This window comes from Moorella glycerini (assembly GCF_009735625.1).
Taxonomy (GTDB): domain Bacteria; phylum Bacillota; class DSM-521; order Neomoorellales; family Neomoorellaceae; genus Neomoorella; species Neomoorella glycerini.
Genome location: NZ_CP046244.1, coordinates 776,200 through 790,467, shown reverse-complemented (window position 1 = coordinate 790,467; position 14,268 = coordinate 776,200). Strand labels below are relative to the sequence as shown.

At 57.9% G+C, this 14,268-nt stretch carries 16 protein-coding genes; 15 read left to right on the top strand and 1 reads right to left on the bottom strand.

What is annotated here, in order from left to right:
- Positions 1-210: 210 nt before the first annotated feature.
- Positions 211-2,157 carry an acetate--CoA ligase gene (gene acs / locus MGLY_RS03785; RefSeq protein WP_156271880.1) on the bottom strand — a complete coding sequence of 649 codons (1,947 nt, stop codon included), beginning with the start codon at positions 2,155-2,157 and terminating at the stop codon, positions 211-213.
- Between the two features lie 324 nt (positions 2,158-2,481).
- On the opposite strand from acs, the gene acpS reads away from it, so the two are divergent.
- From acpS to MGLY_RS03710, 15 genes are all read left to right on the top strand, one after another.
- A complete protein-coding gene (gene acpS, locus MGLY_RS03780; RefSeq protein WP_156271878.1) occupies positions 2,482-2,853 on the top strand; it encodes a holo-ACP synthase in 372 nt (123 codons plus the stop codon).
- 97 nt (positions 2,854-2,950) lie between these two features.
- Positions 2,951-4,537 (top strand): NAD(P)H-hydrate dehydratase, encoded by a 1,587-nt coding sequence (locus MGLY_RS03775; RefSeq protein ID WP_156271876.1) that lies wholly within the window; start codon positions 2,951-2,953, stop codon positions 4,535-4,537.
- Entirely contained in the window at positions 4,509-5,630 is a 1,122-nt protein-coding gene (gene alr / locus MGLY_RS03770; protein ID WP_156271874.1) for an alanine racemase, read from the top strand. Before MGLY_RS03775 ends, alr begins: the two co-directional genes overlap by 29 nt.
- 158 nt (positions 5,631-5,788) lie before the next feature.
- On the top strand, positions 5,789-6,064 hold the full coding sequence (locus tag MGLY_RS03765) for a CopG family ribbon-helix-helix protein (RefSeq protein WP_156271872.1): 276 nt from the start codon (positions 5,789-5,791) through the stop codon (positions 6,062-6,064).
- Between the two features lies 1 nt (position 6,065).
- Complete coding sequence (locus tag MGLY_RS03760) at positions 6,066-6,416, top strand: type II toxin-antitoxin system PemK/MazF family toxin (RefSeq protein WP_054938113.1); 351 nt, start codon at positions 6,066-6,068, stop codon at positions 6,414-6,416.
- Between the two features lie 32 nt (positions 6,417-6,448).
- Complete coding sequence (locus MGLY_RS03755) at positions 6,449-7,159, top strand: gamma-glutamyl-gamma-aminobutyrate hydrolase family protein (RefSeq protein ID WP_156271870.1); 711 nt, start codon at positions 6,449-6,451, stop codon at positions 7,157-7,159.
- Between the two features lie 99 nt (positions 7,160-7,258).
- Positions 7,259-7,648 (top strand): response regulator, encoded by a 390-nt coding sequence (locus MGLY_RS03750; RefSeq protein WP_156271868.1) that lies wholly within the window; start codon positions 7,259-7,261, stop codon positions 7,646-7,648.
- A gap of 70 nt (positions 7,649-7,718) precedes the next feature.
- Positions 7,719-8,348 (top strand): thiamine phosphate synthase, encoded by a 630-nt coding sequence (gene thiE / locus MGLY_RS03745; protein ID WP_156276165.1) that lies wholly within the window; start codon positions 7,719-7,721, stop codon positions 8,346-8,348.
- 101 nt (positions 8,349-8,449) lie between these two features.
- Positions 8,450-9,031, top strand: coding sequence for a uracil-DNA glycosylase (locus tag MGLY_RS03740; protein ID WP_156271866.1), 582 nt, complete (start codon positions 8,450-8,452; stop codon positions 9,029-9,031).
- Between the two features lie 29 nt (positions 9,032-9,060).
- Positions 9,061-9,543, top strand: a complete 483-nt coding sequence (gene tsaE, locus MGLY_RS03735) for a tRNA (adenosine(37)-N6)-threonylcarbamoyltransferase complex ATPase subunit type 1 TsaE (RefSeq protein WP_156271865.1) — start codon at positions 9,061-9,063, stop codon at positions 9,541-9,543.
- On the top strand, positions 9,524-10,231 hold the full coding sequence (gene tsaB, locus MGLY_RS03730) for a tRNA (adenosine(37)-N6)-threonylcarbamoyltransferase complex dimerization subunit type 1 TsaB (protein ID WP_156271863.1): 708 nt from the start codon (positions 9,524-9,526) through the stop codon (positions 10,229-10,231). Before tsaE ends, tsaB begins: the two co-directional genes overlap by 20 nt.
- Positions 10,213-10,695: a ribosomal protein S18-alanine N-acetyltransferase gene (gene rimI / locus MGLY_RS03725; RefSeq protein WP_246187411.1), complete on the top strand. Its 483-nt coding sequence runs from the start codon at positions 10,213-10,215 to the stop codon at positions 10,693-10,695. The genes tsaB and rimI overlap by 19 nt, the downstream gene beginning before the upstream one ends.
- Positions 10,658-11,680 carry a tRNA (adenosine(37)-N6)-threonylcarbamoyltransferase complex transferase subunit TsaD gene (gene tsaD, locus MGLY_RS03720; protein ID WP_156271861.1) on the top strand — a complete coding sequence of 341 codons (1,023 nt, stop codon included), beginning with the start codon at positions 10,658-10,660 and terminating at the stop codon, positions 11,678-11,680. Before rimI ends, tsaD begins: the two co-directional genes overlap by 38 nt.
- A 349-nt stretch (positions 11,681-12,029) precedes the next feature.
- Positions 12,030-12,638: a 5-formyltetrahydrofolate cyclo-ligase gene (locus tag MGLY_RS03715; protein ID WP_156271859.1), complete on the top strand. Its 609-nt coding sequence runs from the start codon at positions 12,030-12,032 to the stop codon at positions 12,636-12,638.
- 59 nt (positions 12,639-12,697) lie between these two features.
- Positions 12,698-14,251 carry a glycoside hydrolase family 26 protein gene (locus tag MGLY_RS03710; protein ID WP_156271857.1) on the top strand — a complete coding sequence of 518 codons (1,554 nt, stop codon included), beginning with the start codon at positions 12,698-12,700 and terminating at the stop codon, positions 14,249-14,251.
- Positions 14,252-14,268: the final 17 nt, after the last annotated feature.

Here is a 14,268-nt window from a genome sequence, read left to right as displayed (position 1 = left end):
CCATTTCTCCCATCTGCCGGCAAGAAAATTAAGAAAGCAGGTACTAATCCTTGTTAATTCCATGCTACAACGAACTGGCTTCTTTGTCAATCAGGGACATCTATAACTGCCCTGCCCCAAATATAAAAGGAGAACCCTTCTGTTCACGGGCTCTCCCTTCTCCATCTGGAACCGGCTTTAGCCGGTTCCTCCGAGCTTCCGACCGCCGACTTACGCTTCCTCAGCATAAGCGGCTTTCAGCCTGGCTACCGTTGCCGGGTCAGCCAGGGTGGAGGTGTCCCCCAGGGCGCGGCCTTCGGCAATATCCCTGAGGAGGCGGCGCATGATTTTACCGCTCCTGGTTTTGGGTAACTCGGCGGTGAAGAAAATGGCTTCCGGCCTGGCCAGGGCGCCGATCTTTTGTACCACATGTTCCTTCAGTTCCTGGGCCAGGCGGGGAGTGGCCTCGACGCCGTCCTTGACCGTAACGAAGGCCACTATGGCCTGCCCCTTGATTTCATGTTCCCGGCTGATGACGGCCGCTTCGGCGACATCAGGGTGATCCACCAGGGCGCTTTCCACTTCCATGGTGCCGATGCGGTGGCCGGAGACGTTAATGACGTCATCCACCCGGCCCAGGAGCCAGAAATAGCCGTCTTCGTCCACGCGGGCGCCGTCGCCGGTAAAGTAATAACCGGGGATGCGGTTCCAGTACTGGTTGACATAGCGCTCAGGGTCGTTGAAGATGGTGCGCATCATGGCCGGCCAGGGTTTTTTAATGACCAGGTAGCCGCCTTTACCGGGTGGTACCGGTTCGCCCCGGTCGTCGACTACCGCTGCTTCCACCCCCGGGAAGGGCCGGCAGGCGGAGCCGGGTTTCAAGGGGGTCAAGCCCGGCAGGGGGGTGATGAGGATCATCCCGGTCTCCGTCTGCCACCAGGTATCGACAATGGGGCAGCGGCGGTGGCCGATATAGTTGTAGTACCACATCCAGGCCTCGGGGTTAATAGGCTCACCGACTGTTCCCAGTAACCTTAGGGAGGAGAGGTCGTGCCGGGCCGGGTAGGCCGGGCCGGCGCGCATAAAGGAACGGATGGCCGTGGGTGCGGTATAAAAAACGGTAACCCCGTATTTCTCAATAATCTGCCAGTAACGGTCTGGCTGGGGGTAGTCGGGGCTGCCCTCATACATGAGAACGGTGGCCCCGTTGGCCAGGGGACCGTAGACGACGTAGCTGTGGCCGGTAATCCAGCCGATGTCGGCAGTACACCAGTAGACGTCTTCATCTTTAAGGTCGAAGATATAACGGGAGGTAGTGGTGACGCCTACCAGGTAACCGGCAGTGGTATGGACTACTCCCTTGGGTTTACCGGTAGTGCCGCTGGTATGGAGGATAAAGAGGGGGTCCTCGGCTTCCATATGTTCCGGGGGTGTATAGAGGGGTGCTGCGGCCATGAGTTCATGCCACCAGAGGTCCCGGCCCGGCTGCATATTTATCCTTTGCCCCGTACGCTTGGTAACAATGACTTTTTCGATAGTAGGCGTTTCGGCCAGGGCGGTATCGGCGTTTTCCTTTAAAGCAACTATTTTTCCTTTACGGAAGCCGCCGTCGGCTGTGATCAGCACTTTGGCGCCAATATCATTAATCCGGTCCCGCAGGGCGGCAGCGCTAAAACCGCCGAAGACCACGTTGTGGACGGCGCCAATGCGGGTGCAGGCCAGCATGGCGATGGGCAGTTCCGGGATCATGGGTAAATAGATGGTAACCCGGTCATTCCGCTTAACCCCCAGGGAACGTAAGCAGGCAGCGAACTTGTTGACTTCCCGGTAGAGGTCGCGGTAGGTAAGGACGACAGAGTCCCCCGGTTCCCCTTCCCAGATAAGGGCCGCCTTGTTGCGGCGCCAGGTTTCCAGGTGCCGGTCCAGGCAGTTATACGAGACGTTGAGGGTGCCGCCGTTAAACCACCAGGCCAGGGGATATTCCCACTCCAGCACCCGGTCCCAGGGCCGGAACCAGTGGAGTCGAGCAGCTTCCCTGGCCCAGAATTTTTCCATATCTTCGCCTTCCTTATATAAGCCGGCGTCCCTGGCATTGGCTGCAGCGGCAAAGGCCGGCGGGGGAGGGAAGGTGCGGTTTTCTTTTAACAGCGCTTCGATGGTCCTGGTGTCTTTACTCATGGTTTTCACTCCCTTCTTGTATTTCTATCTTAAGCGGGAAAGCAAGAAAAATAAAGGCTTTGGGCGCCAAAGGTCGTCTTACCAGTCTTAGTGGTAGGCTAAGAGGTTTAAGTAGCTTTTGGGAAAAAAGGGGCAAAAAACAAGGATTAAAGGGGGGAAAATCCCCATTTTCCTGTTTTAAAGCAAAACGAAGTTAAAGGGCACGAAGGGAAAAAGCCAGATTAAAGGAGAGGAGCAAACAGGATTTTGCAGGAGGTTTTTCACTATTATTGCCGAATAAAGCAAAGGGGAATTAAGCAGCAGTAAAATGGTTAGGATGGGATTATGGCAAGCCTTGGCATTGATATTATTGAAATTGAGCGCCTGGAAAGGGCTATAAAGCGCCGCCCGCGTTTGCTGGCCAGATTATTTACGGCAGCGGAACAGGAGTACTGTAGCAGCCGGCACCGTCCCGGGGCTTCCCTGGCCGCCCGTTTTGCCGCCAAGGAGGCGGTAATGAAGGCCCTGGGGGTGGGATGGGGTAGTTGTTCTTTCCGGGACATTGAGATTAGCCGGGAAGAGGGCGGGCGGCCCCGGGTAGTGCTTTATGGCCGGGCCAGGGAACTGGCCCGCCAGGTGGGAGCCGGCACCATAATCGTTAGCCTGTCCCACTGCCGGGCTTATGCCACGGCAGTAGCCCTGGCTTTGGAAGAGTAGTCCTGTCGGCGCGTAGTGCCTTTCGCGGCGGAGGGACATATCCCCACCAGAAAGTACTGTTTTTGGTAGAACTATATTTTCGGAGGACGGATGAGCCATGTACCTGGTAACGGCCGCGGAAATGGGGCAGCTGGACCGCCTGGCTTCCAGCGAGTACCTGGTGCCCAGCATTGTGCTCATGGAAAATGCGGGCTTGAGGGTAGTGGAATCCATCCGGCGCCATTTTCAAGACCGGGTGAAGAACCGCCGGGTGTTAATCTTCTGCGGCAAAGGCAATAACGGTGGCGACGGCCTGGTGGTGGCCCGCCATCTGTTAAACCAGGGGGCGGAGGTCAAGGTCTTCCTCCTGGCCCGGCCGGAAGACCTGCGCGGCGATGCCCGCACCAATTTAGAGATATACCAGAAAATGGGTGGCCGTATCTTCCCCCTCCTGGGGGAAAGCCACCTCCAGCGGGCTGACATCGCCCTCCTTTATGCCGACCTGGTGGTAGACGCCATTTTTGGTACCGGTTTTAAGGGAGCGGCCATGGGCTTACCGGCAGCCGTCATTACCATGATCAATAAAGCCCACCGGGATACAGTGGCCGTTGACCTGCCCTCCGGCCTGGAAGCCGATACCGGCCGGGCCTTTGGCCCCTGCATTCAGGCTACCTGGACCGTAACCTTTGCCCTGCCCAAACTGGGCCTGGTCGTCGAGCCGGGGGCGAGCTACGCCGGCCGCCTGGAGGTGGCCGACATAGGCATCCCCCAGAAACTCATTGACAGCCAGCGTTTTAACCTGCACCTGCTGACAGCGGCCTGGTGCCGTTCCCGCTTGCCCAAACGGGAGGCCAGCGGTCACAAAGGCCTTTACGGCCATGTCCTGGCCGTGGGCGGTGCACCGGGACTGACCGGGGCCATTGCCCTGGCGGCCACGGCCGCTTTAAGGGCCGGGGCCGGCCTGGTAACGGCGGCCGTACCCCGGGGTGTCCACGGGATCCTGGCAATGAAGACGACGGAAGTCATGACCTGTCCCCTGCCGGAAACACCGGCCGGATACTTAAGCCGGGAGGCCCTGGAACCCATCCTGGAACGCCTGGCGGCATGTGACGTCCTGGCCCTTGGTCCCGGCCTTTCCCGGGACCCAGCAACTGTGGAACTGGTAAAGGAACTCCTGCCCCGCCTTAAAGCTCCGGCGGTGGTCGACGCCGATGCTCTCAATGCCCTGGCCACGGATACCGGCCTCCTTACCGGGAACCACGGTCCCCTGGTCCTGACACCACACCCGGGGGAGATGGCCCGCCTGGCTGGGACAACGGCGGCCAGAGTCCAGGAAGACCGCCTGGAGATAGCCAGGAAGTACGCCCGGGAATGGCAGGTGGTCCTCCTCCTTAAAGGCGCCCGGACCATTATTGCCTGGCCCGACGGGCAGGCCTACATTAATCCTACGGGAAATCCCGGCATGGCTACCGCCGGCAGCGGTGATGTCCTGACGGGGATTATTGCCGGCCTTATGGCCCAGGGGCTGGAGCCCGGGGTGGCCGCGGCCGTGGGGGCCTTTTTGCATGGAGCGGCCGGGGACGAGGCGCAGGCCCGCCTGGGCCAGCATGCCCTCCTGGCGGGAGATTTGTTAAACTTTTTACCAGCGGTTTTCCGCAATTTGGAGGTGGAGGCCGGTGTCACGGCCAGTTTGGGCCGAGATTGATTTGGATGCGATCGCCCACAATGTCCGCGCCATTAAAAAAATACTGGCCCCCCAAACAGAGATTATGGCTATTGTTAAGGCCAATGCTTACGGCCACGGGGCCGTACCGGTAGCCAGGACGGCCCTGGCCAGCGGGGTTACCTGGCTGGGAGTGGCCACATTGGATGAAGCCCTGGCTTTACGGGAGGAGGGGATTACAGCCCCTCTGCTTATTTTAGGCTATACCCCGGCTGAAGATGCCGGCCGGGTGGTGGCCGCGGACCTGTCCCAGACGGTCTTCAGCCTGGAACAGGCCCGGGCCCTGGATGCAGCCGCCGCTGCTGCCGGCACCAGGGCGCGGCTGCATTTAAAAATTGATACCGGTATGGGACGGCTGGGTTTTTTGCCCGGCCAGGCCGTAGCGGCGGCTCTGGCCATAGCCAGATTGCCCCACGTCCGGCTGGAAGGCATATTTACCCATTTTGCCGCTGCCGATGCTGCCGATAAAACCTATACCAGACGGCAACTGGCCCTGTTTCAAGGGGTAATTACCGACCTGGAGCAACGGGGCATAACCTTCCCCTGGCGCCATGCTGCCAACAGCGGGGCCATTATCGACCTGCCGGAAACCCATTTCAACCTGGTGCGGGCGGGCATCATCCTTTATGGCCATTATCCTTCCCCGGAGGTCCAGAGGGAGCGCCTGGATCTACGCCCGGCCATGACCTTAAAGACCAGGGTCGTCCTGGTAAAGGAGGTGCCGGCCGGGTCGTTTATTAGCTACGGCTGCACCTACTGTACACCAGCCCCCGCCAGGGTAGCGACTTTGCCGGTGGGCTACGCCGACGGCTACTCGCGCCTCCTTTCCAACCGGGCGGAAGTGTTAATCCGGGGCCGGCGGGCGCCGGTCATTGGCCGGGTCTGCATGGACCAGTGTATGATAGACGTTACGGCTATACCAGAAGCCCGCGCCGGTGATGAAGTTGTCCTTTTCGGCCGCCAGGGGGAACAGATCTTACCGGTGGAGGAAGTAGCTGCCTGGATGGGAACGATAAACTATGAAATTCTTTGCCTGATTTCCGGGAGGGTAGCGAGGGTATATAAGCAAAGTTAAAAAATGGCCGTTAAAAAGATTTCTCCCGGCCTTGCGCTGGTAATCCTTTACCGCTATAATTGGTTATATCATGTCAGCAATATTATTTTGAGAAGTTTAGCTGCCTCTCCCATCTCTCACTTCTCATTGCTCACATCCAATTTAGGGGGTGCCTTTTCTTGCCGGGTGTCAAGCGGATCATGATCAGTCTGCCGGAAAGCCTCCTGGCCGAGGTTGACGGCCTGGCGACCCTGGAAAGGCGTAATAGGAGTGAATTTATTCGCGAAGCCATGAAACTATATATTACCGAGCGTAAACGCCGCAATATCCGGGAGCAAATGAAACGGGGCTACCAGGAAATGGCGGCAATCAATCTGGCCCTTGCGGTGGAAAACTATGATGTAGAAAATGAAGCCCAGAGATACTACGATGACAGGCTGGCGGAGTGTAAATAAAATGTTGGTGCGTCGTGGAGACGTCTTTTATGCCCATTTAAATCCTGTGGTCGGTTCCGAACAAGGAGGAACCCGGCCGGTACTCATTATCCAGAATGACATTGGCAACCAGTACAGCCCTACCACCATTGTCGCCGCTATCACTTCCCAGATTGCCAAGGCCAAACTACCTACCCACGTGGAAATCAGCGCTGCCAGGAGCGGCCTGGAACGGGATTCGGTTATCCTCCTGGAACAAATCCGCACCATTGATAAAAGCCGCCTCAAGCAAAAGGTAGCCGTCCTTGATGAAGAGACCCTGGAAAAGGTGAACCGGGCCATTGAGATCAGCCTGGGTTTGATAGAGCTATAGTTTTTGGGAGAGAAAGTTACGGGGGAAGATTTATGGCTGCGCCGAGAATAGGGGTTACCTGTGACCTGGAGCGTGACCGGGAACGCGTTTTTTTACGGGCGGCCTACCTCCAGGCTATTACTGCCGCCGGGGGCCTGCCGGTGCTCTTACCGCCGGTAAACCCGGAACTGGCGGCAGGTTACCTGGCAATAATCGATGGCTTGCTTTTAACGGGTGGCGGTGATATTGAGCCTTCTTTTTTTAACGCCCGGCCGGCAGCCACGCTGTATAAAGTCCTGCCGGAGCGGGATGCCTTTGAGCTGGCTCTTACCCGCGCCGCCCTGGCGGCTGGCAAGCCAATACTTGCCATTTGCCGGGGCATCCAGGTGCTGAACGTAGCTGCCGGGGGTGACCTGTACCAGGACATCAAAATAGAAGTTCCAGCTGCCCTGGAGCATAACCAGGCCGGGCCCAGGGAGCAACCCGGCCACGATATTAAGGTCATACCGGGCACCCGCCTGGCGGAAATTTTCGGGCCAACGGCGCAGGTCAACAGCCTGCACCACCAGGCAGTCCGCCGGGTGGGTAAGGGGTTGAAGGTAAGTGCCGTGGCTCCTGATGGCCTGACCGAGGCCCTGGAAGGTGAGGGGAAGGTAGCGGTAATCGGCGTCCAGTGGCACCCTGAGGATTTATATTGTTACGACCGGCGGCAGAAAGAGCTATTTGAATATTTTGTCGAGCAATTTCAGTTCAACGTTTTCTAAAACATTATTTTCCATAGTTGCAGGAAACCGGTCATTGTCTGTCGAATAGAGTAAGTTAGGGGAAGTAATTTTCCATGTTAGCCGGAGGATGCATAGGCCTTGCCCAGGATACTTGTTGTTGATGACCAGCACGGGGTACGTACCTTATTGCAGCTGGCTTTTCAGGAAGAAGGTTACCAGGTTGCCACGGCCGGTAACGGGCGGGATGCCCTGCGCCAGGTAGAGCGCTGGCGGCCGGATGTAGTGGTGATGGATGTCAGGATGCCCATCATGGGCGGGCTGGAAGCCCTGCCGCGGATCAAGGCCCTGGCCCCGCATACAGCAGTAATTATTATGTCGGCTTACGTTGATGCCGCGACGCTGCCGGAAGTCTGGCACCTGGGGGCCAGTGATTTTATCTACAAGCCCTTTGACCTGGAAGAATTAAAAGCTAGGGTGAGGGCATTCTTACCCGGGGAAGAACCGGATTGCAGGAAACTGGCACCGTAATCACGAAGTATAAAAGCCGCCTGCGTACTACGGCAGGTGGCTTTTAGACTTCCTGGAGGGGGACAAAATGATGGCTCCATGGGACCTGTACGTCATTATTACTACCAACCTGGGCGGGGGCCGGCCGACCCTGGAACTGGTGCGCCAGGCCCTGGCCGGCGGGGCGACAGCCATCCAGCTGCGGGAGAAAGATCTGCCGGCCCGGGAGCTGGTAGAGCTGGGCCGGGAGATCCGGCAGCTTACCCATGCTGCCGGGGCTACCTTTATCGTTAACGACCGCCTGGATGTAGCCCTGGCGGTAGAGGCCGACGGCGTGCATATCGGCCAGGAGGATTTGCCGGCCAGGGTAGCCCGGGAGCTTTTGGGACCGGGGAAAATCCTGGGGGTATCAACGGGTACGGTACTTGAGGCCCGGCAGGCGGTTGCGGACGGTGCGGATTACCTGGGCGTTGGCAGCATCTACGCTACTAAAAGTAAAGAAGATGCCGGCGAACCCATCGGCCTGGCGGGGTTAAAGGCCATCCGGGCCGCAGTCACCATCCCGCTTGTCGCCATAGGCGGCATCAACAGCAGCAACGCCGCTGACGTCATTGCGGCTGGAGCCGACGGCGTGGCCGTCGTCTCGGCAGTTATCGGTGCCCCGGACATTGCCGCTGCCGCCAGGGAATTGCTGGCCGCCGTCAGGCGGGCGCGGCACTAGCGTATACCGATGCTAGGCGGCAGTGCCAGGCCGGCCTGGAAAAGTAATTACCCGCCAGGATTATCGCCGGAAAAGTAGAAGTAAGGTTTTGGGTGTCGCTTATGGACCTGGAAAACCTGAGACAGAAGGCCTTGGCCTGCCGTGGATGCAGCTTAAGGCAGGGAGCCAGGCAGGTGGTTTTTGGTGAGGGTAACCCCCGGGCCGGCTTAATGCTGGTGGGGGAGGGCCCGGGGGCCCAGGAGGACGAACTGGGCCGACCCTTTGTCGGGCCTGCCGGTGAGCTGCTCGACCGCATCCTGGTTGCTGCCGGCTTTAAACGGGAAGAATTATATATAACTAATGTCGTCAAATGCCGGCCGCCGGGTAACCGCCAGCCCCTTCCTGCTGAAGTACAGGCCTGCCGGCCCATCCTGGAGGCTCAGATTAAGCTTATTAAGCCTAAAATTATCGTCTGCCTGGGGGCTATAGCCACCCGGACTTTAATTGCCCCCGGGGCCAGCATCACCCGGTTGCGGGGCCAGTGGATTGCCCGGGATGGTATTCGTTACCTGCCCACCTTTCACCCTGCCGCCCTGCTCAGGGATGCTGCTAAAAAACGGCCGGTTTGGGAGGATTTTAAAAGTTTGCGGGACGTTTACCGCGCCTTGCAGGCGGAACAACTGTCCCTGGAGTTTGAGCAGTGAACGGGCGCGACTCGCAATAGAATGACTGAATGGTGACTGCTGTGCAAATACGGTTAAAGGATGCTGGGGCCACCAGGGAGCTGGGCCGGGTCCTGGGCAGGCTTTTAGGTCCGGGAGATGTTGTTATCCTCACCGGGGAACTGGGAGCCGGCAAGACCACCCTGGCCCAGGGCCTGGCTCAAGGCCTGGAGGTGAGCGGTACGGTTACCAGTCCCACCTTTACCCTGATCCAGGAACACCAGGGCCGCCTTCCCTTTTATCATATTGATGTTTACCGCCTGGAAGACCCGGAGGCTGCCCTGGAATTGGGGCTGGAGGAATATTTTTACGGCCAGGGAGTGACGCTGGTTGAGTGGGGGAAGCGCCTGGGGGAACTTTTACCCCCGGAGTACCTGGAGGTTTGCCTGGAGTATGATCCCATGGCAGGCCGCCGCGCCACCTTGACGGCCAGGGGGCAGCGTTATGCCCGTATCCTGGAGGAGTTGAAACAAATTGCTGGTCCTGGGGCTTGACAGTGCCACCCAGGTTGCCGGGGTGGCTTTAATCGATGGCGACCGGCTGGTAGCCGAATTGTTTTGCAATACCCGCAAAAACCACTCCCAGCGCCTGTTACCCATGATCGCTGCCCTGCTCCGTGAGGCCGGGGTGAAACTGGCCGATCTTGACGGCCTGGCCGTGGCCCTGGGGCCGGGGTCCTTTACAGGTTTACGCATTGGCCTGGCTACAGTCAAAGGCCTGGCCCACGCGGCGCAAAAACCGGTGGCCGGTATCCCCACCCTGGATGGCCTGGCCTGGAACGCCTGGGAGGTACCGGGACTGGTCTGCCCGGTGCTCTATGCGCGCCGCCAGGAGGTATATACGGCCCTTTACCGCTGGCAGGAGGGAGAATTATGCCGTTTAACGCCATATCAGGCCCTGGATCCTTATTCGCTGGTCGACTCATTAAAATCCTCCACTATGCCGGTCTACTTTTTAGGCGATGGGGTAGCACCCTACTGGGAAGTATGGCAGCAACTGGGCAGCCGGGCCCGCTTTCTTCCCTCCACCAGCACCTTGCCGCGGGCGGCGCAGATAGCCAGGTTGGGGCGGGAACGCCTCCTGGCCGGGAAGGAGGACGACCTTTTCCAGTTAAAGCCACTTTACCTCCGCCCGTCACCGGCGGAGAGGCAGGCCCGGTTGAAGTGCAAATCCTGCCCATGACCAGTGAATACCTGGACGGGGTGCTGGCCATTGAAAGGGTTTCCTTTCCTACCCCCTGGACACGCCATTCCTTCTTAAATGAGATATATAACAACAATTTCGCCTATTATTATGTAGCCCTGGCCGGCCGGCAGGTTGTCGGCTATGCCGGGATGTGGATTATCCTTGATGAAGCCCATATTACCAATGTGGCCGTTCACCCCCACTACCGCGGCCGGCGCCTGGGGGAACTGCTCCTCAAGGTCCTGATGCAGGAGGCCGTGCGCCTGGGCGCCGACAGGATGACCCTGGAGGTACGGGTTTCCAACCGGCCAGCCCAGCGCCTTTATGAACGCCTGGGCTTCTCCCGCGCCGGGGTACGTAAAGGTTATTATAACGATAATCGCGAAGACGCCATCATTATGTGGAGACATTTCTTTGAGGAGAATGGCCTTGGAACCGGCAACTACTATTCTGGCCATTGAAACTTCTTGTGACGAGACGGCGGCAGCCATCGTTATAAATGGTACTGAGATACGGGCCAATATCGTTGCTTCCCAGGTTGCCACCCACCGTCGCTTTGGCGGCGTGGTACCGGAGATCGCCTCCCGCCGCCACATGGAAAATATCGTCCCGGTAGTGGCCGCAGCCCTGGCCGCCGCCGGCCTGTCCTTCCCCGACCTGGATGCCGTGGCGGTTACCTATGGGCCCGGCCTGGTAGGGGCTTTGCTGGTAGGCCTGGCCTACGCCAAAAGCCTGGCCTATGCCCTGGATAAACCCCTCATCGGTGTTCACCACCTGCTGGGCCACATCTATGCCGGCTTTTTGCAGTACCCCCATTTACCTCTGCCGGCCGCCTGCCTGGTAGTATCTGGCGGCCATACCAGCCTGGTCTACCTGGAAAGCCATACCCGCCGGCGCATCCTGGGGGCTACCCGGGACGACGCGGCCGGGGAAGCCTTTGACAAAGTGGCCCGGGTACTGGGCCTGCCCTACCCGGGCGGCCCTGAGCTAGAAAAGCTGGCCCGGCAAGGTAATCCCCGGGCGATCAATTTCCCCCGGGCCTGGCTGGAAGAAGGTAGCCTGGACTTCAGCTTCAGCGGGCTGAAGTCAGCGGTAATCAATTACCTCCACCATGCCCGGCAAACCGGTACGGAGGTTAACCGGGCCGATGTAGCGGCCAGCTTCCAGGCGGCGGTGGTCGAGGTCCTGGTAACGAAGACCATCCAGGCAGCCAGGCGCATGGCTACCCGTTCCATCCTCCTGGCCGGGGGTGTGGCGGCCAATAGCTCTTTACGCCGGGAGCTGGCGGCAGCAGGCCGGGAGGCAGGTTTACCTGTTTTTTGCCCGTCACCTGATCTATGCACCGATAATGCCGCCATGATCGCCTGCGCCGCCTACTACCAGTATTTGCGCCGGGACTTTGCCCCCCTGGATTTAAACGCTATCCCCGATTTACCACTTAATTAACAGGTTCCTGGGACCGTCCTGGGACCTTTTTGGGACCTGAACGGCTGTTTTTGTGGATGATTTAGCCTGTGGATAATGTGTATAAATCTGTGACTAACCGGGAATTAAGGCCTCCCCTGCTGTGGATAAATTTGAAATCATGCTGGCCCCAGGTTATTCACTAAATGTGGATAACTGGCTGGAAGGCTTGATTTTCAAGGTATTAACATGTGGAAAGACTGTGGATACAGGCTGGAACGGTGTTTTTATTTAAGAAGTCCTGGGACTGTTTTCTTAGAGTCAGGGGAGGAATCTGGCGCTTTTATGTCTAATATCTAAAAGCCAGCTTGCCGGGCCGGGGGTGTACACCTTGAAAAAGCAGCTGCGGCAGCAGATTCTAGCCAGGCGTAACGACCTGGCAGCAGCAGTCAGGGAAGCTAAAAGCGAGATTATCGTTAAAAAAGTCCTGGAACTACCTGCCTGGCAGCAGGCCAGCATAATTATGAGTTATGTCTCCTTTGGCAGTGAAGTAGCTACCCCTGCCCTGATTAAAGCGGCCCTGGCCGGGGGAAAACGGGTGGCCGTTCCCCTGTGCGTGCGGGAAGAGCGGCGCCTTATTGCCTCGGAAGTCCTTGCTTTCCCGGCCGATTTGCAGCCCGGCACCTGGGGTATCCTGGAACCCAAACCGGAAAGCTTACGCCCCCTGACACCAGCATTGATCGACCTGGTCATAGTACCAGGGGTGGCCTTCGACAGGGGCGGCAACCGCCTGGGCTACGGCGCTGGCTACTATGACCGTTTCCTGGCGGACTTAAGGCCCGGTGCCAGGACCATCGCCCTGGCCTTTGCCGAGCAAATTGTCCCTGACGTTTATCCCGAAACCCATGACCGGCCGGTGGATATGGTTATTACCGATACGGAAATTATTGAGCCTGCTCGCTTCCAAACAAAAGCCTGGATAGCAAATGCCAGCTCCTAAAACATTCCTACGGCTATCCTTACTTCGTTTGGAAATACTTCCCGAAAGGAAGAAATTTGGTGCGCAAGTGGACCTGGCTTGTTTTCCTGGTTCTTTTTCTCCTGGCCCTGGGTAGCGGGCGCCTGCAGCCACAGCCGCAGGTTGCCGGCAATATCCCCGGTAACTTAAGTATGACCCCGGTAGATAATGATACCCAGGAACGGCAGGAGTTAGTAAATACTTATGACGGTTTCAGTTTAAACTATCCTGCCGGCTGGCAGCAGGAGATTATCCCCGGGGTAGCTACCATCCTGGCCAAACCCGGTTACGCCAGATTAACTGTTTTCGCCCAGCCTTTGGGGAAAATCAGTGCCGAGGAATACGTCCTTTACAGCAACCGCAGCCTCCAGGAGGGGTGGGGCAGTATTAAGCTCCACGGCCAGAAGCAGTTAAATATCCGGGGTTATAATACCTGGCAGTTTGACTGGACGCGGCAGCAACTGGGCCCCGGCGATCTGAACTACTACCGCGAATATGACCTGGTCGCCGGCAAAACCGTCTATACCTTTATGCTCAAAAGCAACCAGGCCAATTTTACGGCCGCGGCGCGGGATTTAAACCGGATTATCCAGACCTTTAAACCCCTGCCGCCGCAAGGTCTACCTGCCCTGCCGGCAGCCCCGCCGGTACAGCGGGATATCGAAATCGAAGGCCGGCGTCACCGCCTGGTGATCCCGGCAGATAAAACCCTGTGGGGCATCCTTAACCCTCACAAGCTGGGGCGCCTGGAGTATTTTGAAAAGCTGCTGCCCCTGGAAAAAGAGCTCGACTTTAAATTTCAATTTCTCATTACCTATGCTGCCTTTGATACCCGCTTCAACTTTGAAGAATTAAAGAAAATCTACGATGATAATCGCGTACTAATGGTTGCCCTGCAGCCCTGGTGGTACGGCAAAAAGAATGATACCTCCCTCATCGACCTCATCCAGGGCAAGTATGACCATATTTTACGGGAATGGGCGCGGCAGTTTAAAGCCCTGGAGGACCCCGTTTTCGTCCGCTTCGGCAACGAGATGAACGGCGACTGGTCCACCTGGTCGGCGTGGTATTACGGTAAGGATACGGATATTTTTAAAATGGCCTGGGAGCATGTCTACCGCCTCTTCCAGGCGGAGGGAGCGAAGAATGTCCTTTTTGTCTTTAACCCCCACGATCGCTCCTTTCCCAACTTTAAATGGAATAATTACCTGCTCTATTACCCGGGGGATCAAACCGTAGACTGGATCGGCCTGACGGGCTACAACAACGGCACCAGCCATGCCGCCGACACCTGGCGCGGGTTTAATGCAATCTATGAGCCCCTGTACCGCGAGTACATGTATTATTTCGGGAGCAAGCCCTTCATGATTACCGAGTTCGCCAGCAACGAAACGGGCGGCGACAAGGCGGCCTGGATCCGGGAATGTTTCCGGAGCCTCGCGACACGCTACCCCAATATAAAGATTGCCGTATGGTTTAACCAGGTGGACGGCAAGTGGCTCTACAACCTGGATTCTTCTCCGGGGAGCAAGGCGGCCTTTAAGGAGGGCCTGCAGGATTCTCACTACCGGTTCCAGGCGGTGATCCCCCGGTAGGCTGGCTTTGTTTGCGT

Coding starts and splice junctions, on each gene's coding strand:
- acs (WP_156271880.1), bottom strand. CDS start 2,157: ATGAGTAAAGACACCAGGACCATCGAAGCGCTGTTAAAAGAAAACCGC.
- acpS (WP_156271878.1), top strand. CDS start 2,482: ATGGCAAGCCTTGGCATTGATATTATTGAAATTGAGCGCCTGGAAAGG.
- MGLY_RS03775 (WP_156271876.1), top strand. CDS start 2,951: ATGTACCTGGTAACGGCCGCGGAAATGGGGCAGCTGGACCGCCTGGCT.
- MGLY_RS03760 (WP_054938113.1), top strand. CDS start 6,066: ATGTTGGTGCGTCGTGGAGACGTCTTTTATGCCCATTTAAATCCTGTG.
- MGLY_RS03755 (WP_156271870.1), top strand. CDS start 6,449: ATGGCTGCGCCGAGAATAGGGGTTACCTGTGACCTGGAGCGTGACCGG.
- thiE (WP_156276165.1), top strand. CDS start 7,719: ATGGCTCCATGGGACCTGTACGTCATTATTACTACCAACCTGGGCGGG.
- MGLY_RS03740 (WP_156271866.1), top strand. CDS start 8,450: ATGGACCTGGAAAACCTGAGACAGAAGGCCTTGGCCTGCCGTGGATGC.
- tsaE (WP_156271865.1), top strand. CDS start 9,061: ATGGTGACTGCTGTGCAAATACGGTTAAAGGATGCTGGGGCCACCAGG.
- tsaD (WP_156271861.1), top strand. CDS start 10,658: ATGGCCTTGGAACCGGCAACTACTATTCTGGCCATTGAAACTTCTTGT.